This is a genomic window from Paenibacillus sp. MSJ-34 (assembly GCF_018918005.1).
Taxonomy (GTDB): domain Bacteria; phylum Bacillota; class Bacilli; order Paenibacillales; family Paenibacillaceae; genus MSJ-34.
Map to the genome: position 1 here is coordinate 98,910 of NZ_JAHLPR010000002.1, position 18,272 is coordinate 117,181.

Annotated in this window: 18 protein-coding genes; 15 read left to right on the forward strand and 3 right to left on the reverse strand. The window is 52.2% G+C overall.

Annotated features, from left to right (window positions below; translation table 11 throughout):
* The first annotated feature begins 98 nt into the window (after positions 1 to 98).
* The 5 genes from xylA (at position 99) to KQI79_RS01565 (ending at position 4,973) form a co-directional block, all read left to right on the forward strand.
* Positions 99 to 1,412: a xylose isomerase gene (gene xylA, locus KQI79_RS01545; RefSeq protein ID WP_216536450.1), complete on the forward strand. Its 1,314-nt coding sequence runs from the start codon at positions 99 to 101 to the stop codon at positions 1,410 to 1,412.
* 4 nt (positions 1,413 to 1,416) lie between these two features.
* Entirely contained in the window at positions 1,417 to 2,925 is a 1,509-nt protein-coding gene (gene xylB, locus KQI79_RS01550; RefSeq protein WP_216536451.1) for a xylulokinase, read from the forward strand.
* Between the two features lie 106 nt (positions 2,926 to 3,031).
* Positions 3,032 to 3,451, forward strand: a complete 420-nt coding sequence (locus KQI79_RS01555) for a hypothetical protein (protein ID WP_216536452.1) — start codon at positions 3,032 to 3,034, stop codon at positions 3,449 to 3,451.
* Between the two features lie 373 nt (positions 3,452 to 3,824).
* The gene (locus tag KQI79_RS01560) at positions 3,825 to 4,328 is read left to right on the forward strand and encodes a hypothetical protein (protein WP_216536453.1); all 504 of its coding nucleotides are present in this window, start codon (positions 3,825 to 3,827) and stop codon (positions 4,326 to 4,328) included.
* 69 nt (positions 4,329 to 4,397) lie between these two features.
* Positions 4,398 to 4,973: a hypothetical protein gene (locus tag KQI79_RS01565; protein ID WP_216536454.1), complete on the forward strand. Its 576-nt coding sequence runs from the start codon at positions 4,398 to 4,400 to the stop codon at positions 4,971 to 4,973.
* Positions 4,974 to 5,126: 153 nt separating this feature from the next.
* Here the strand turns inward: KQI79_RS01565 and KQI79_RS01570 are convergent, their stop codons facing one another.
* Positions 5,127 to 5,936 (reverse strand): thermonuclease family protein, encoded by an 810-nt coding sequence (locus KQI79_RS01570; protein WP_216536455.1) that lies wholly within the window; start codon positions 5,934 to 5,936, stop codon positions 5,127 to 5,129.
* A 347-nt stretch (positions 5,937 to 6,283) separates the two neighbouring features.
* Here KQI79_RS01570 and KQI79_RS01575 point away from each other — a divergent pair, with 347 nt between their 5' ends.
* The 10 genes from KQI79_RS01575 (at position 6,284) to KQI79_RS01620 (ending at position 16,849) form a co-directional block, all read left to right on the forward strand.
* Entirely contained in the window at positions 6,284 to 7,492 is a 1,209-nt protein-coding gene (locus tag KQI79_RS01575; protein ID WP_216536456.1) for a P-loop NTPase family protein, read from the forward strand.
* Entirely contained in the window at positions 7,489 to 8,706 is a 1,218-nt protein-coding gene (locus KQI79_RS01580) for a TadA family conjugal transfer-associated ATPase (protein ID WP_216536457.1), read from the forward strand. Before KQI79_RS01575 ends, KQI79_RS01580 begins: the two co-directional genes overlap by 4 nt.
* Positions 8,707 to 8,736: 30 nt before the next feature.
* Positions 8,737 to 9,492 carry a type II secretion system F family protein gene (locus KQI79_RS01585; protein WP_216536458.1) on the forward strand — a complete coding sequence of 252 codons (756 nt, stop codon included), beginning with the start codon at positions 8,737 to 8,739 and terminating at the stop codon, positions 9,490 to 9,492.
* A 17-nt stretch (positions 9,493 to 9,509) separates the two neighbouring features.
* A complete protein-coding gene (locus KQI79_RS01590) occupies positions 9,510 to 10,385 on the forward strand; it encodes a type II secretion system F family protein (protein ID WP_216536459.1) in 876 nt (291 codons plus the stop codon).
* A 53-nt stretch (positions 10,386 to 10,438) separates the two neighbouring features.
* Positions 10,439 to 10,618, forward strand: a complete 180-nt coding sequence (locus KQI79_RS01595) for a Flp1 family type IVb pilin (RefSeq protein ID WP_230192116.1) — start codon at positions 10,439 to 10,441, stop codon at positions 10,616 to 10,618.
* Positions 10,587 to 11,312, forward strand: coding sequence for a TadE/TadG family type IV pilus assembly protein (locus KQI79_RS01600; RefSeq protein WP_216536461.1), 726 nt, complete (start codon positions 10,587 to 10,589; stop codon positions 11,310 to 11,312). Before KQI79_RS01595 ends, KQI79_RS01600 begins: the two co-directional genes overlap by 32 nt.
* An 80-nt stretch (positions 11,313 to 11,392) precedes the next feature.
* Positions 11,393 to 13,579 (forward strand): hypothetical protein, encoded by a 2,187-nt coding sequence (locus KQI79_RS01605; RefSeq protein WP_216536462.1) that lies wholly within the window; start codon positions 11,393 to 11,395, stop codon positions 13,577 to 13,579.
* Positions 13,580 to 13,620: 41 nt separating this feature from the next.
* Complete coding sequence (locus tag KQI79_RS01610) at positions 13,621 to 14,607, forward strand: TadE/TadG family type IV pilus assembly protein (RefSeq protein ID WP_216536463.1); 987 nt, start codon at positions 13,621 to 13,623, stop codon at positions 14,605 to 14,607.
* A 13-nt stretch (positions 14,608 to 14,620) separates the two neighbouring features.
* On the forward strand, positions 14,621 to 15,127 hold the full coding sequence (locus KQI79_RS01615; RefSeq protein WP_230192112.1) for an A24 family peptidase: 507 nt from the start codon (positions 14,621 to 14,623) through the stop codon (positions 15,125 to 15,127).
* Between the two features lie 21 nt (positions 15,128 to 15,148).
* Positions 15,149 to 16,849, forward strand: a complete 1,701-nt coding sequence (locus KQI79_RS01620; protein WP_216536465.1) for a DUF6382 domain-containing protein — start codon at positions 15,149 to 15,151, stop codon at positions 16,847 to 16,849.
* Here KQI79_RS01620 and KQI79_RS01625 read toward each other — a convergent pair.
* Positions 16,846 to 17,745 carry a TIGR01777 family oxidoreductase gene (locus KQI79_RS01625; protein WP_216536466.1) on the reverse strand — a complete coding sequence of 300 codons (900 nt, stop codon included), beginning with the start codon at positions 17,743 to 17,745 and terminating at the stop codon, positions 16,846 to 16,848. The genes KQI79_RS01620 and KQI79_RS01625 overlap by 4 nt on opposite strands.
* 27 nt (positions 17,746 to 17,772) lie before the next feature.
* A complete protein-coding gene (locus tag KQI79_RS01630) occupies positions 17,773 to 18,243 on the reverse strand; it encodes a DUF2621 domain-containing protein (RefSeq protein WP_216536467.1) in 471 nt (156 codons plus the stop codon).
* Positions 18,244 to 18,272 lie beyond the last annotated feature (29 nt).

Sequence of the window (18,272 nt, forward strand, 5' to 3'; positions counted from 1 at the left end):
CACAAACTAAGTATAGCATGTTATGATAGCGATATCAACGGCAAAGCGTTCGCGGTTGTCGGTCCGGGCGCTTGACCAAACGATGAGGAGGAACCGAAATGGCATACTTCAAAAACGTGCAACCGATTCAATTTGAAGGAAAGGATTCGACGAATCCGCTGGCATTCAAGCATTACAATCCGCAGGAAGTAGTCGCGGGCAAAACGATGGAGGAGCATTTGCGCTTCGCCGTCGCTTATTGGCATACGTTTACGGCGAACGGAACCGATCCGTTCGGTGCCGGCACGTTTGTAAGAGATTGGGACCGTTATCAAGGCATGGATTTGGCGAAGGCGAGAGTGGAGGCGAACTTCGAGTTCGTCGAAAAATTGGGCGTCCCTTATTTTTGCTTCCATGACAGGGATATCGCTCCGGAAGGCGATACGCTGCAAGAAACGAACGCCAATCTGGACGCGATCGTCGGCATGATGAAAGATTACATGAAAACGAGCAAAGTAAAGCTGTTGTGGAACACTGCAAATATGTTTACGAATCCGCGCTTCGTGCACGGGGCCGGTACGGCTTGCAATGCCGATGTCTATGCGTACGCCGCCGCGCAAGTGAAGAAGGGCCTTGAAGTGGGCAAGGAGCTTGGCGCCGAAAACTATGTGTTCTGGGGCGGACGCGAAGGGTATGAGACGCTCCTAAACACCGATATGAAGCTGGAGCTCGACAATTTGGCGCATCTATACCGGATGGCGATCGATTACGCGCAAGAAATCGGTTTCGACGCGCAATTTTTGATCGAACCGAAGCCGAAAGAACCGACCAAACATCAATACGACACCGATGCGGCGACGACGATCGCATTTTTGCAAACGTACGGATTGAAGGATCATTTCAAATTGAATTTGGAAGCGAACCATGCGACGCTGGCCGGGCATACGTTCGAGCATGAGCTGCGGGTGGCGCGCATGAACGGCGTGCTCGGATCGCTCGACGCCAACCAGGGCGACCTGCTGCTCGGCTGGGATACCGACGAATTCCCGACAGATTTGTATTCGGCGACGTTAACGATGTACGAAGTGCTTCAAAACGGCGGATTAGGCCGGGGCGGCGTAAATTTTGACGCGAAGGTGAGACGGGGCTCCTTCGAAGCGGAAGACCTGTTCCATGCGCATATTGCCGGTATGGACACGTTTGCGAAAGGCTTGAAAACGGCGGCCAAGCTGATCGAAGACCGCGTGTTCGAAGACGCGATCGACAGCCGTTACGCAAGCTTTACAGAGGGCATCGGCTTGGAAGTGGTTTCGGGCAAGGCGACGCTTCGTTCGCTGGAAGCGTATGCGCTGCACAACCATCCGATCCGCAACGTATCGGGCCGTCAAGAAGTGCTGCGCGCGACATTGAACCGTTATCTGCTGTCGGAGTAAGGCTATGACGAAGGATAGATATGTTATCGGAGTGGATCTGGGGACGAGCGCAGTCAAAGCGCTTCTCGTAGACCGGGAAGGGAAAGTGCGCGGGGAAGTTTCGAAATCGTATCCTTTGCTGCATGAAAAATCGGGCTATAGCGAGCAAATCCCGGAGCATTGGGTAGAACAAACGGTCGAGGCCTTGCGCGAATTGGCGCAGTCGCTCGGTTCCGGGGCGGAACGGATCGAAGGAATCAGTTTTTCCGGCCAAATGCATGGGCTCGTTATGCTCGATCGGGAAGGTCGCGTACTGCGCAACGCGATTTTGTGGAACGATTCCCGTACGACGGAGCAATGCCGGCACATCGAGCGGACGCTTGGCGAGCGTTTGCTGGAGGTGACGCGCAACCGCGCGCTCGAAGGGTTTACGCTGCCGAAGCTGCTATGGGTCCGTCAGCATGAGCCGGAGATCTATGCACAGGCTGACGTATTTCTGCTGCCGAAAGATTATTTGCGTTACCGCCTGACGGGCGAACTCCATATGGATTATTCCGACGCGGCGGGCACATTGCTCCTTGACGTGCGGGGCAAAGTGTGGAGCGCGGACGTTTGCGAAGCTTGCGGCATCGATCCGCGCATTTGTCCGCCGCTTGCGGAATCCGCCGCATTGGTCGGGACGCTGCTGCCGGATATCGCGGAGCGGACCGGGCTTTCCCCCGCGGTGAAAGTGTTCGCCGGCGGGGCGGACAACGCGTGCGGCGCGATCGGCGCCGGCGTGCTGTCGCCCGGGGTGGCGATGTGCAGCATCGGCACGTCCGGCGTCGTCCTCGCGTACGAAGAGGAGAAAGACCGCGATTTTGCCGGCAAGCTGCATTTTTTCAACCATGGCGAGCGGGAAGCTTTCTATGTGATGGGCGTAACGTTGGCGGCGGGCTACAGCCTGGAATGGTGGAGGTCGGTATGCGGCGGGGCCGGCGAATCGTTCGACGAGCTTTTGTCCGGCGTTGGGAACGTTCCGATCGGCTCGAACGGATTGTTGTTCACGCCGTACTTGGTCGGGGAACGCACGCCGCATGCGGACGGGGTTATTCGCGCCAGCTTTATCGGGCTCGACGGCTCGCACGGCCGGGACGACATGTCGCGCGCGGTGATGGAGGGCATCACGTTCTCCTTGAACGAGTCGGTGCAAATGCTGCGGGAGCGGGGCAAGTCGCTGCATTCGATCGTATCGATCGGCGGCGGGGCGAAGAACGACGTATGGCTGCAAATGCAAGCCGACGTATTCAATGCGACGATCGTGACGCTCGAGAACGAGCAAGGGCCGGGGCTTGGCGCGGCAATGCTGGCTGCGGTCGGCTGCGGCTGGTTTGCGAATCTCGCGGAATGCGCCGCAGCATTCGTGAAGCAAGGGCGCCGTTTTGAGCCGAATGCTGCGGCGGCGGAGCAATACAGCCGTTTATTCGACGTATACCGGCAAGTGTACGCGGCGACGAAAACGTTAAACGAGCGGTTGGCGCCGTTCAGGCTGTAATCGGCTTGTTCGTCCGGTTAAAATTTTATGTTTCATTAAGCTTGTTTTAAGGTTTGCTGAACATACTAATAAGGTAGTCCAAAAAATGTATGAGGAGGCAAACTTTATGAACAAGTGGTTGCAAAGGATCGTCTTGCCGGCCGTATTGGCGTTGGCGATTCCTTTTAGCGCATATGCCGACAACGCGGCGCCTGCCCAAACCGTCGATCCGGCAGATAAAGGCGCAAAGGCGCAGGAGGAACGCGGCTGTCACGGGGATTGCAAAAAGAAATTCCGCATGCGATGGATCGCGAGCCCCGAACTGCTCGGCGTGTTGAAGCTGGACGAGAAAACGCTGTTCGAAAAAATGAAGAGCGGAAAGACGCTGGCCGAAATCGCCAAAGAGCAGGGCGTTTCGCGGGACGTCTTGAAAAAAACGCTCCTGGAATCGCATCGCAAGCATATGCAGGAACGGATGGCCAAGTTCGAGCAAAATATCGACAACATGATCGATATGAAGCCGCATATTCGCGAACCTAAACGGTAAATGTCGTTGCGACACTATGCAGCGAAAAATGCAGCCCTGATCTCTCCGGAGAAGGGGCTGCATTTTTAATGCTAACATGATACTCTCTAGATAAAGCTCTTGTAACTCGGTTGGTAATTCGGGGACGAACGGCGAAACGGATTAACAGCGCGTCGTACTGGGTGATGGTATGCACATAAACGATATTCTACCAAAGATTTGGAGCACTTTCACGTTTTCTCAGTGTTGCACTTTCGAAGCACAGAATTTTCCGACTCTATGCTTCGAACTAAATGAGAGATTTATATAACATAACCTAAAATTGGGTATATTTACATATTAAAATTAATATGGTATCATTTTCAATGTAAAAATAAAACTTAGGAGGGTTAAGATGTATAAAAAAGCCGTCTCACTATTTTTATTTTTTATTTTCTCTATTTTGGTTATACCCACTTCCTTTGCATATGACAGACAACTTGAACAAGATATAACAAATTTGGAAGGGGGAACTGTAGTTGTTCCTATGCAAGTTGAGTGCAGAGATGAAAACGGAGTCATAAAGATTAATGTAACTTGTACTGGGAATTATGGATCTGCTGCGATTAACTATACCGGTATTGGATCAAAATCCGTACATTGGCGAGTAAATCCCAAATTTTCACTGGGCTATTATTTCAATGGTGAAGTGAGAATTAAAACATCATCAGGTGTATTAGTAGAGTCGTATGGTATCCAAGGAGTCGGTGCGGTAGGTAGTTCCGTCAGTGGACAAGTTTATTTAGGTGGATTATCAAGCGGGGTTTATATAGCTGAATTAACAGGAGTTGCGATTGACACTAATGGTCAACTCTCGTGGGTTGTACCAAATTGTGAAGTTAGTGTTGTCATACCATAATATTTATTAGAGCAACTTCTGGATAATATCCAGAAGTTGCTTGATTTTTTTGGGAGGCTTAGTAGTAAGATGACATTCTCACTATCAAATAATATATCAATAATTTTCAATTTCATGATTTATTTGGATAAAAATTATAAACTAGAGGTTAGAAATGATAATAGAGGAATACGAATATTTAACGAATGTTTTCCAAATGTGTTTATAGAAAAATGGAACGAGTTAGTTTCGACTTTCACTCCAAACACAATTTATTTGTCAAACAGAGATTTTGTGCAGTGGGATAATAAATATATTATGGATAGAACTAATTTTTTTTGCAATCTATTCAAATCAAAGAGTTTTTTTGTGAAAAAGTGGAATGATTATTTTGAATATTGGCATAATTCAGAACTCCAAAATAAACTAGATTATGCTTCGAGTAATCTTATTTCTGATACTAGTGAAACACTAAGACAAAGACTCGATTCGGAGGGTATTAATATTAAAGGCAATTACTGTATTCAAATTATTACTGATTATCCAAGTTACGAAGTATTAATGCATAATAAATACTTTATTTTTTTGTCAGAGGAAGAACTTAAATATGAATCTGCTTCTAATATTTCCAATAGGCTTTATGAGCATCTGACTACCTATAAATAATTTAGTAAGCATGGAATATAAGAACAAACACTAGGTAACCCCCACTTCTTATACTTTCGTTTGTCAAGTGTTTGGACATAATTAGAGAAAGTATGGATCTGCGGAACGAGGGTTCGTCGCAGGCGCAGGCGTATGTTACTAAAAGTTTGCTCCCTATCTTTTCGCCTTACGATATCCCGCAGCCTGCGCTTCTTCCTCTGTGCAGAACATTTCCTCCGCTTTGGTTACTTCATAAGATTGACCGCCCGGCACGTGATAGATCAACTCGCCTTTCTTGCTCTTGTTTCCTTTGATCGTCGGATTTTTGCAGCCCGCCGTAGTTTGGGATTTATCTTTCGTCTCTTCTATTTGGGACGATGATTTTTCCTGGCCGGTAACCGACTTCGCGCTCGAACCTTTCTTTTCGGGGGCATTTTGTTGCGCTTTCGCCGCAATATCCGCATCGAAGCCTTTGTCAGTCGCGTAATTTTCGATGCTCCATATTCCGAGCTCGGCCAACTGCGCTTCTTTCTGAATTTCCCGGAACCGATCCACATATTTCACGTTCGGCGGATAGACGTAGGCGACGCGCGCCAACCCTTCCTCCAACAGCATTTCGTTAAACATGCGGTCGCCAATCCATAAATAAGCGAGCAGACGCCCGTATTTATCCCGCTCGGAGACGTCCAGCTCCAGTTTGACGTTTTGGCCCTCGAGCGTCTCTTTGGCAAATTGCGAGGCTTCCGGTCCGAAAGGTTCGACCGGTTTGTTCGGATGAACCGTTTCCGGCGTATCCACGAGCAGAAGGCGAAGTTTTTCCTTTTTGCCCTGGAACGACACCTCCATCGTATCGCCGTCCACCACTCTGACGATTTTCGCATCGATCATTCCGCTTTGCTGGTTGTCCTGGCTGCAGCCGGCGATAACGGCAAGCATAACCGCCAGCGCGGCAAAGCATAATAACGTTTTTTTCAATGTGCGCATACTTTCCAAACTCCTTATGTATGTTCAAGATGATTGCCATTTACATAGTATGAACGGAAAAAATTAATCTTGCAAACTGTAAAATGCTGTGATATTCTATGTTCAACGAAATGATATGATGAAGAACGGAAGCACCGTCAACGAAGCGCAGAATCACTGCGTTTGTTGGCGGTTTTTTGTTCTTTATGCACCTAGCCGTCGTGTTGACAGTGCGGAGAGGGAACGGACCGGGAGGTGTTGGACAGAAAAAAACGATAAGCGTAGAATACCATGGAACGAACGGAAGCACCGTCGACAAAACGCAGGATCACTGCGTTTGTTGGCGGTTTTTTGTTGGGGAGGGGCTTATGGATCGCATTCAAATGATTTTGGCGTCGGCGGACAAGTATTATATCGAACTGTTTATGCGGTATGTGGAAACGTCGGAATACGCGCACAAAGTAACGGTTAAATCGTTCTCGCAGCCCGATACGCTGCGTCATTATATTCAATTGCAGCCTTACTTCGATCTGCTGGCGGCGGAAACGCCGTTCTTGGACTCGGTGTCAAACGGGCACCATTCTGGCAACGTTATCGTTGAATTGGTCGAAAACGACTTGGAACGGCCAAACGGCAAATGGACGGCTGTGAAAAAATATCAACCTTTAAACGTGCTGCTTTCCTCCTTGTTATCCGCCTACGTGGCGGAACGGGGACAAGCCTTATCGTTTGCGAAAATGCAAGGCAAAGCACGCGTCGTTGCGTTTTATTCGGCGGTCGGCGGCATCGGCAAGACGACGGTTGCGCTAAATGCGGCCAAGCAGTTGGGACTGCGGGGAGAACGGGTTTTTTATTTGAATCTGGAGACGTTGAACAGTTCGGGAATCTTTTTCGGCGCGACGCCTACATCGGGTCAATCCAACAAGTTCGCTCAGTTTCTTTATTATATGAAGGCAGGCCATGCCGCGGCCAAATCCGGGGCGGAACAGAACCGGGCTGGGGAACAACCGCCGGAAACGGCGCTTACGCCGTTGAAATATAAATCGCATGATCCGGCAACAAAGGCGGATTACTTCGAGCCGATCGACCATGCCGATGAAATGATGCAAATGACGAAGGCGGATACGCTAACATTGCTGGATTTGATGGCGGACTGCGGCGGATACGATGTGATACTCGTCGACCTGGAGTCGTCGCTGCATGAAAGGAATGTAACGGCGCTTTCCCGGAGCGACAGCATTATATGGCTTACGCAGGACGATGTTTCGAGCATACATAAAACGGATATTTGGCTAAGGCAAATGAAAAACGCGAATCGCGAGGAATACGCGGCCATGCTGCGCAAAACGCGATTTGTCGTCAATCGGTATATGGGAAAAATGACGAATCGGCCGGCCGGCTCGGATATGCAAATATACGGTTATCTTCCTTACGTGCCCTCATGGAAACAAGTAAATCGAACGGAGCTGCTCTTGCTCTCGCCCGTGTTTCAAACAGAGGTGCTGAAGCTTTGCATGGGGGGAATGGGAGCGGGAAGCGGAACCGGCGGCGGAGCGCGGAGGGATATCGCCACATGAATGAAAAGCTGGTGCTCGAGCTGCGCAATCAAGTGCGCGCCGGACTGAATTTATCGGCTTCCACCGGAGACGAAGAATTGCTCGAACATATCGAATCCGCCGTATTCCGGCGTGCGGAACGGGAGCGATGGACCGCTGCGGATAAAAGGGAGATCGTTCGCAAAGTGTTCCACTCCTTCCGCGGGCTGGATGTGTTGCAGCCGTTTCTGGAAGACGCGGCCATTACGGAAATTATGATCAATAGTCATAAGGAAATATTTATCGAGCAAGACGGTCAGGTGCGCCAAGTATCCGTCTCGTTCGAGAGCCGGGAAAGACTGGAGGATATTATCCAATCCGTCGTAGCGCAAGTGAACCGTGTCGTCAACGAATCGTCGCCGATTGTGGACGCAAGGCTGGCAGACGGCTCGCGCGTGAACGTCGTTTTGCCGCCGATTGCGCTGAAAGGGCCGACGATGACGATCCGCAAATTTCCCGAACGGCCGATGACGATGGAGGATTTGGTTGCCAAGGGAGCGCTTGGCGGCGAAGCGGCTCAATTCTTGCAAACATTAGTCCGCGCCAAATACAACATCTTCATTAGCGGGGGAACCGGGTCGGGGAAAACGACATTTCTGAACGCATTATCCCAGTTTATTCCGGAAGACGAGCGCGTCATTACGATAGAGGATTCGGCGGAACTGCAAATACGCACCGTCCCGAATCTTGTTTCGTTGGAAACGCGCAATGCCAATACGGAGGGAAAGGGTGAAGTGACGATCCGGGATTTGATTCGGGCTTCGCTCAGAATGCGGCCGAATCGGATCGTTGTCGGCGAAGTGCGCGGCGCGGAGGCGCTGGATATGCTGCAGGCGATGAACACCGGGCATGACGGAAGCTTGTCGACAGGTCATGCGAACGGGACGAAAGATATGATCAGCCGCTTGGAAACGATGGTGCTGAGCGGGGCCGATTTGCCGGTGGATGTCGTTCGGCAGCAGATCGGTTCGGCGATCGATATCATTATTCATTTGTCGCGTTTGCGCGACCGCTCGCGCAGAGTGATGGAAATTTGCGAAGTAAGCGGCATGCGCCGGGGGGAGGTGATTCTGAATCCGTTATACCGTTTTGAGGAAGAAACGGAGACGGACGGGAAAGTGATCGGAGCGCTGCGGCCGACGGAGTTTCGGCTTGAACATACGCAGAAGCTGCGCATGGCCGGCATTGCACTATGACGGAATTTGGCACGAAGGGGGCATGGTTCAATGGAAAACAATACACTTCCGGATTATACCGTCTATCGTCTGTCGCCTAAACAGCGAATCGTGTCGTTCGCCGCGGCCGCAGCCGTATTGTTCGCGATCGGATATTTATTTTATCAGCAACTTGCATTTGCGGTATTGCTGGCATGCGGAGGCGCGTTGTATCCGCGCGTCAGGCAAAAGTCGCTGCTTGCCAAGCGGCGCGCGGAACTCGGCTTCCAGTTCAAGCAAGCGCTATATTCGCTCGCTTCCTCTTTGGCGGCCGGCCGTTCGGTCGAAAACGGTTTTCGCGAAGCGATTCAAGATTTGCAATTGTTATACCCCGATATGCAGACCGATTTGATCCGGGAATTCAAGGTCATTTGCTTCCGGTTGGAGAATGGCGAGCCGATCGAACGGGCAATTCAAGATTTTAGCCGTCGCGCGGCGATCGAAGATATTACGAACTTCGCCGACGTGTTTACGACATGCAAGCGGACCGGCGGCGATTTGGTGCAAGTCGTGCGGCGCACATCGGCGATGATCGGCGAAAAATTGGATATCCAGCAGGAAATTTCGGTTATGATCGCGCAGAAACGGTTCGAATCCAAAGCGGTGATGGCAGCCCCGTTTCTATTTATCGCATTTCTGAACGTTAGCGCTCCCGATTTTTTGGAGCCGATGCGCGGCATGGCGGGATATATCGTCTCTACTGTCGCGCTGCTCGCGCTAGGCGCATGCTATTGGCTGATTGCCAAAATTATGGATATTCAAGTGTAAGGAAGTGAACGTTTCCTATGCAGCCGTCGGTTTGGATATTTTGCCTTCTATTGTTGCTTCTTGCCTGGATCGTATTGTACAAGCTTGCGGGACAGACCTACGCGCGGGAAGTTCGGACGAATGCGGACAGGTTCAAGCTCGCCCGCTTGGCTCCGCCCATGCTGTACGTATTGGAAAGGCTGCGGCCGACAGAACGGTACCCGTTGCTGCTGTTCAAAATTCAACGTTCCATTCAGACGCTGTACGGCAGTGCGAACGCGCAGGCGTTGACGCCGTTCTTTCTTGCGGAATGGTTGAATTACAGCTATTTATCGCTTGTCTTCGGCTGCGCGGTGTCGCTGCTGACGGATGGGGAGGCTGCCGGATTCGCGCTCGGCGCGGTGATGGCTGTGCTCATACCTGCCGCGATGATTCAGGATTTGGCGAAAAAGGTCGTTCGGCGCCAGCAAGATATTGTATTGGAATTGCCTGAATTGCTGAATAAAATTACGCTGTTGGTCAATGCGGGAGAAACGGTCCAAAAAGCGCTGGCGCAATGCGTCGAACGAAAACAAGAGCAGGCCGATCATCCGTTGTATAAAGAGCTGATTCAAATGATCAATGAATGGCGGAACGGGTATTCTTTCCAGCAGTCGTTCGAGCAATTCAGCAAACGATGCGCCGTTCAGGAAGTATCGATTTTTGCGACGACCATTTTGCTGAACCACCGCCGCGGCGGCGACGAATTCGTAACCGCATTGCGGGATTTGTCGCGGATGTTATGGGAGAAGCGGAAGGCGATCAGCCGCACGAGAGGCGAGGAAGCTTCCTCCAAGCTCGTATTTCCGATGGTCGTTATATTTTTTGTCTTGCTTGCGTTAGTTTGTACGCCGATTTTTCTCATGATGAATTAGAGGAAGCGGCGCAAACGAGTCAATCGCGAATCATGAAGAGGAGAGTGAAAAGGATGCGGACTTGGCTGCGAACATTATGGAACGAAGAAGAGGGATTGGGGACGGTGGAAATTATATTCATCATTGCCGTACTTATTATTATCGTCCTTTTATTTCGAACGCAAATTATGAATTTTATCGAGTCGTTAATGGGCAGGGCCGATGAGCAGTCGAATAAATTATTCGAAGATTAGCCATCGGCGCGGGAAGTGGCTGTCGGACGAACGGGGGAGCTTCACGATCGAAGCTTCCATGCTGTTCCCGCTCATCTTTTTCATTCTGACGGCGCTTTTGTTTTTTTGCCTATATATGTATCAGAAAGTCGTATTGGTATACGTCGCGTCGACGGCCGTCGACCGGGCCGCATACAGTTGGGACAACAGCGGCAAAGCGCCGAAAACGGGAGAAGTGCCGGAGGGGCGGCATGACGGTTTATATTGGCGATTATCCGACGACCGCGCGCTCGATGTTCTATTCGGGTTATCGCAGCATTACGAGCGGGCACGGTTCGTTGTAACCGGGAGGAACGGCCTTCATGGACAGGGAGCAAGCGCCGAACCGTCGCCGGGCGGCGGCTTGCCGCTGACCAAGATGGGCAACGCCGCCCGATATATTCCGCAAGGCCTTTCAGGCGAAATGATATATACGAATGCCTTGTTACAAAGAAAGGTTGCCGTTCGCTTGCATAACCCTTTGCGGTTTCCGCCGCTCGAAAAAATCATGGGCAAGGTGCGCGTTGAAACCGGCTTAAGTTCCTCGATCGTCGATCCGGTCGAATTCGTTCGAACGGTTGAACTCTCCCGCTATTACGGAAGGAAGTTCGGGACGAAGGAGGAAGGAATCGACAGGGATCAGGCGCGTGAAGTGCTGCGCAAGAAACAAAAGTAATTTCGTAATTGGAGAAGTGAGATGATGAAAGCGTGAAAACCTTATGTTTTTCCGCACGGGGCTCGGTGTCCGTTTTTCTGATGATGATTTTTGCTTCGATATTTACCTTTATGGCCGTTTTTATCGATTATGCGCGCATTGCCGCGGTTCAAATGCACACGGAACAATTAGCCAAAGCGAGCATGAGGTCCGTGATGTCGGCATTCGATCCGGAATTGCATGAAAAATACGGATTATTTGCATTCGGCGAGAGCGACGGCAACGAACTGATGGCCTCCTTATTGCGGGACAGCTTGCATATGCAATCCGGCAGGGGCGCCGCATTTCATTTATTGGACACGCGGCTGGATACGCAGTCCGTCGCTTTTTCGCGCGAGTTGGGACAATACGCGATTTTCGAGCGGCAAATCTTGGAGGAAATGAAGTATAAGGCTCCGATCGATTTCACGCTGGAAGTCGTCAACCGCTTCAAGCCGATGTCGGCCGCGATGAAGGAAGCGTCCAACACGACGGATTTGCTTGCACGGCTAGGGAAATTGTTCGATAAACGCGAGGCGCTCATCGACGAGATTGTGAACGAGATGAAGGAGGCCGGCAAGAAGGCGCGGCAAGTTGCCGGTTACATTGCCGGCAGCGGCGGGCTGGATTTGAGCGATCGCACGATCGGATCGATTTCCACCGCCGCCGATATCGCCGCGCAGTATGCGGACTACGCCTATAAGAGGAGTTACGATGCGAATTTGGACGAGGACGAACCGAAGAGGTATGTATGGGAGACGGCTTTATACGAGTACGAAGCTTCCCAATTAACCGGCCAAATGACGCGTGCTGCCGGGCAGGCAGAGAACAGGCACCGGCAAATGGCGGATAAGCTGCCGGCCAAATTCGATCGCATTCGCGAGTTGAACGACGAGATGAAACAAGTCATTGCCGCGGCCGACAGCAATCCGAACAACGCCAAATACGAGAAGGTAGAGGACAGCGATACGCCACCTGCCGGCATTCCCGCCGTTCCCGCCGATATTTCCGAAACGGTGAAGCGGATTCGCAGTTCGGCGGAAGAATTGATTTTGCCGGATTCGTTCTTTGACGAGTTCCGCTCCGAGACGGAACGCCAATCCGCGCTCTTCGCTTCCGTCGCCACGGCGGTCGATCGATTTCAATCGCATGCCGCGGATGCTTTATCCGATTTCATTGGAAATGCGGGCGCGGGATCCTTAAAGCAATCGGTGCGGGAGATGAAAAAGGAATTCGACAAGTATGCCAGCGATTATGATCCGGACAGCGGGAGGACGATCGTCGCCCGCACGGCGGAAATTGAACGGCACCGCAGTTCGGAACGGGAACGGAAAAACTTGGAGAACAAAGGGAAACAGCAACTGAAGCAGGCGAAAAATTTGATCGACAATATTGCAAAGCTGAAGGACCGGGCCAAAGCGCAAATGGAAAATTACAATCGCTTGGAGCAATATTACGATGCCAACCGAGCTTTCAACGAACAATCCGGCGGGGAAGAAGCGAAGCAAGTTGGCGTGAGCCAGGACCCGGGTGACGCGGGAAAAGAATCGATGTCTATGATGGACGGATTGTTCGGCGGCATGTCCGATATGCTGGCGGAGCTAAGAGACGAATTTTACCGCAATGAATATGCGGTTCATCAATTCCGTTCATTCGATCCTGCCAAGTTAAAGCATTTATTCGCTTCCTCCCAGCCGGACGATGCGTTAATCAATACGTTGGGCGTAAACAACCAGGAGCTGGAATATATTCTGTACGGATTTCATAATCCGGGCGGCAATTTGGCGGCCGCATACGGGGAAATATTCGGCATGCGACTGGCGATTCGCACGATGGAAGGTCTGGCCGAGAACGCCAGAATGGGCCATCCGCTGCTCGTACTGGCGGCGGCGCTCCTGTACGGCATTGAGCATGCTATCGCGGATTTGCTGGAACTGGTCAATAAAGGAAGCTTGACATTGTCCAAATATGTACCGATCAAGTTGACGTACAAAGATCATATGCGTATGTTCCTGATGCTTCATACCGATAACGGGAAAATGATGTCGCGCATGCTGGCGTTGATCCAATTCAATACCGGGGCGAATCCCGCCGAGAAACCGACGTATGTGCGGGGCGAAGTTCGCACTTCCATTCGCCTTTGGTTTATGCCGGGCATGATGAGAATGCTTGGATACGTCGGATTGCTGCATGGCGAAGTGGAAAACAACCGGTATTATGCGACGAAAAAGGCGGCATTTTCATATTAATGCGTGTTCAGAACCTCTATTAGAGCAGGATGGTGTTGCGAATGAAGTACCGCTGGGGATGGCTTCGGCGGGAGGATGGCGGTATGGTCGTCGAAGCTGCAATGGCGCTTCCCGTCTTTCTCATGTTCGTCGTTTTCCTGGTGTATATTGTGCAAATGTCGCTCATTACGATGGCGTTGCAGATGACGGCGGCCGAGGCGACGAAGCAGGTAGCCGCACACTTCTATCCGGTCATGCTGGCTTTTGAGAATCGGGAGGAGCAAGCGGACGGAGGAAATTCCGGAGTGCCGGGGAGCGGATCTGCGGAAGCCCCGAATGATGCGGAAGGTACCTCGGACAAGCTTTCGGCGGAAGAGGTCGCCGAAAGCTTCGATCAATTGTTTCCGCCGCCGATCGGCGATTGGATTCGGGATTGGAAATGGTTTCGGGCCGCGGAAGACTCGGTACACGAGGCGTTCGGCGATGCTTTCATCAAACCGTTCATGAAGCCGTTTGTACAGGAGCATATTTTGGAGTTTGAACGTATCCGCGTATCGCGGGTGCGCATTCCTATTTTGAAAAAAGACAAGAAAGATCCTTATTTCGCTTTGGAGCTTAGCTACAAGCTTCCGATGAAAGTTCCGCTCTTGAACCGGGATCTCGTATTGCGGGCAAAGGCGGAGGAGAGGGTATGGATCGGCGATATTTCCGCCGCAGGCCGCGGAGACGATGACGGAGAAGGGGAGAAGCCGCAGATCGTTTCGTTGGAACCGAATCCGCTTCTACCCGGCCGAAAAGCGAAATTAACCGCCAAAATCGCGCCCGGCGGCACGGCCAATTTGACGGTTTATTATAAAAGCGGCGTGAGCGTCGCCAAGCATTTAGGGATGGCAACCGCAGACGGAGAAGGATATGTCGTATGGGAATGGCATGTATCGGGAAACACGACGCCGGGAATGTGGAATTTGGCCGTTGAAGCGGAAGGCGGGGGGCGGACGGAGATGGCTTTCGACGTTCGGAAAAAAAACGACGGGGCGTCAAAGCCGTAAGGAGGGACTCATTTTGAAATTCGAATTGATATTATGCGCCGTATTTTTGCTCGCGGCCTTTTATACGGATGCTTTACATTCGATCATACCGAACCGGCTTACCGTGCCGGCCGTGCTTGCCGGGCTCACGTTTCACGGTTGGAGCGGAGGATGGGACGGCTTGTTGTTCGCCTTGGCCGGTATGGCGGGCGGTATTGCGGTCATGCTCGTTTTATATGCGCTCGGTGCGGTCGGAGCGGGCGACGTGAAGCTCTTCGGCGCGTTAGGCGCGTTAATCGGACTGCAGTTTACGCTCTATTCGATCATGTACTCGATCTTGTATGCGGGACTAATCGGAGTCGTGATCGTGCTGTTTCGCCGGGAATTCTCGCGAATGCGCCGTATGCCGCTGGCGGTATTCCAATTGCCGTTTATGCGCAAATGGCGGCCGATTCCCATGCAACGAATGAAACAGCTCCGATTCCCGTTCATGTACGCTGTGCTGCCGGGCGCATGGACCGCTTATTTCTATTTGCAGTGACAAGCAGGAGGAGATGGGCATATGTACGGTTTCCAAACGGATTTTGTGCAAAACGGTTCGATCTTTATGGTGCTGGAGCATACGGAAGGATTGCGAAACGAGCATCTTGCTTCGATCGAGGTCAACATGATTCAATCGGTCGATATCCCCCATTTGCTGCCGCTCGTCATCCGGGAATTGGATTTTCACGTCAGCTTGCACTACAACATCGCAGGCAAACGGATGCTTTCCCAAGCGCTGCAAGGAGAGCGGTTCACGCAGCAGGAATATTACCATTTGCTGCTCCAAATCGCCGCGGCTTTGGACGATTGCGCTATCTACATGCTTCAAGCGAATAACTACTGGCTTCATGAGGATTATATTTTTGTCGAAGGTTCGCCAAGAAAGGGGCGTTTATTCTTTACGTACGCTCCTTTGCGCGATCCGCTTTCCCGCGAGCAGCCGGTGCGGGAGAAGATTCGTTCGCTCGCCATGAAACTGCTTGCGTATGTGATCGAGCCGGACGGCTCCGGATTGCAGCGCATCTTGCAATATTGCGGAGATCCGGCTTTTACGGTCGCCGGATGCAAGTCGCTTTTGCTGCAATTGCTGTCTCATGTAGAAGCGGGAACATCCGAATCGGCCCAAGAAATACGCGAATTCGGCAATGCGCAACGGACCGCCCAACGGGGCGGCGGGAGAACGGAGTTGGCGTACGATAGCCGACGGCGCGACATGTCTTTCGAAGACGCGCCGCAAACGGAAGCCGGCGATCCAATCGCCGGCGATTCGCGTTCCGATCCGTACGAGCCCGGCCGGTACGTCATGTCCGGCGCAGGCTTTGCAGGAGGGTCGGATCATCCAGCCTTTGCGGCGGACGAAATGAAAGACGATGAAGACGATCTGCGGGAGCGCCAGCCTAGAAAACTGTACGTTCCGCTTAGTTGCGTCGCAGCCGCGGCCATTTTGTGGCGGTTTGTATATGATGAGGCCCCGGGACCGGGAATGGCTTATGTATGTCTCGGCTTAACCGCGCTGTTGGGAGCGTTCGTATTCATCTGGTGGAAAGGGTATTTTCATTTTCGTCCGAAGCGGCCTGCGGCGGTACTGCCGCTTTACGATTCGATGGATCCGGATACGGGGGGAGCGGTTCGACGAGCCGAAGCAAGCGGACGAAGCGAAGCGGTTTTCTCTCTCCGAAGCTTTCAGGCGGAGAAAGTAAGCGCCAAGCTGAGGACGAATGAAAAGGAAAACTTGCCCGATCCGGCGGGGGCGGGCGTTCCCGTCGCGCCGCCGAACGGGGAAGCGGCGGACGAACGATATTACGAACAATTAGCCCATAAGACGGAAGGGCTCTTCTCGCCTCAGTCGGATGCGACCTCGCTGTTGCCGCGTTCTGCGGGTATGAGAGGGGCGGAAGAGAAGGCAGCCGTACAAGCGCGTCCCTACCTGGAACGGCATCCGGGGGACGGCTCGGCAGGCGAGCGAATCGACTTGGAGCGATTCCCGTTTATTATCGGCCGTTCGGGCGGAGCCGTACATTATGTCGAAACCGCGGCCGGCGTCTCGCGCACGCATGTGGAGCTAACGTATCAAGATAACGGATACGGATTGAAGGATCTTGGATCGAAGAACGGCACATGGCTTGGAACGGAGCGCATCGTGCCGTATAAATCGTATCCGCTCTCCGACGGCGATGTGTTTGCCGTTGCCGGGACGGAATATACATTCCGCTTGCGTTAAGATTTCAATTGCCGCAGCGCCTCTTCCGCCGTCGGATACCGAAACGAGAATCCGTTCGAGAGCGCAACGCGCGGCATAACCCGTTGCCCTTCCAGCAGCAGCATCGACATCTCTCCGAATAAACATTTGAAGAAAAAGGAGGGAACGGGGAACCAATGAGGTCTGCTGTAAACTTTGCCGACAGTCCGCCCGAATTCGTCATTCGTTACGGGATGCGGCGCGGTTGCGTTGACGATCCCTTCCATGCCGGGGTTCGACACGCAAAAATCGATGAGGCGGACGATATCTTCGATGTGAATCCACGACAGCCATTGACGGCCGCTGCCGATCCGTCCGCCGGCTCCGAACAGGTAGGGCAAGCGGATCAACGGATACGCTCCCCCGTCATTGCCGAGGACGACCCCGACTCTCAGTTTCACTAAGCGGACATCGGTTATTTCGTCGGCCGCTTTCTCCCATCGCTCGATGACGCTTGATAGAAAGTCCTCTACGCGCATCGGACTTGTTTCGTCGTATATGTCGCTTTCGGACGCGCCGTAGACGGAAATCGCGGAAGCGTTGACAACCGTATGCGGCTTTCGTTCCAGCTTGGAGACGAGAGCGGCGACCCGCCCGGCCGCCTGCAAGCGGGACTGCAGAATGCGTTCTTTCGCCGCATTCGTCCAGCGCTGATTGATCGATTCTCCCGCCAAGTTGACGATAGCGTCGATGCCTTCGAACCGATGCGGCTCCCGTTCGAAATCGTTCCAAGCCGCATAGGCTATCGCGTCCGTTCCGTCCGTCCGGGCCTCGGGCGGCTTGCGCGATACGATCGTTACCTCATGCCCGGAATGGGCCCAATGCCGCGAGAGGGCGTTTCCCACAAAACCGCTTCCCCCGCAAATGACAAGCTTCATTGGCCGTCCCACCTCACAAACGTGTTCTTATTTGTTAAACAAATGCCGGTAAGGCGTGTAGTCGATCCCGTTTTTCTCCAAAAATTTCACCAAGTTGCGGTAATCCCGTTTCGGCGTCGCCATAATATACCCTTTCACGCATAAATCGCGCGTTACTTCTTTCGCCCCGCTCTCCACGGCAAGCTGGCCGATTTTCGCCGCTATGGAATGCTTCGCGATGTCGCGGAAGGGGGAAGGAACGGGCTGAACCAATTGGTCCAAAAATTGCTTCGATTCATCGGTCCAAAGATGGCGGCTCGTCTCAACCCAATAATTTTGCCAATCGAGCTTTGATTTGCCATCCTGCTTCGGAAGCACTTTGAAAAACTTGCGGAACATAAAAAAGCCGCCGATTGCCATGAGTCCGATCAAAACAAACGACCATAAGACGATCATATTCATAAATCCGTTGCTCGGACCGCTTGTCGATAAAAATAAAGAAGCGAAAACAGTATGCATGCAGCGTCACCTCAAATTGTTTTTCCATA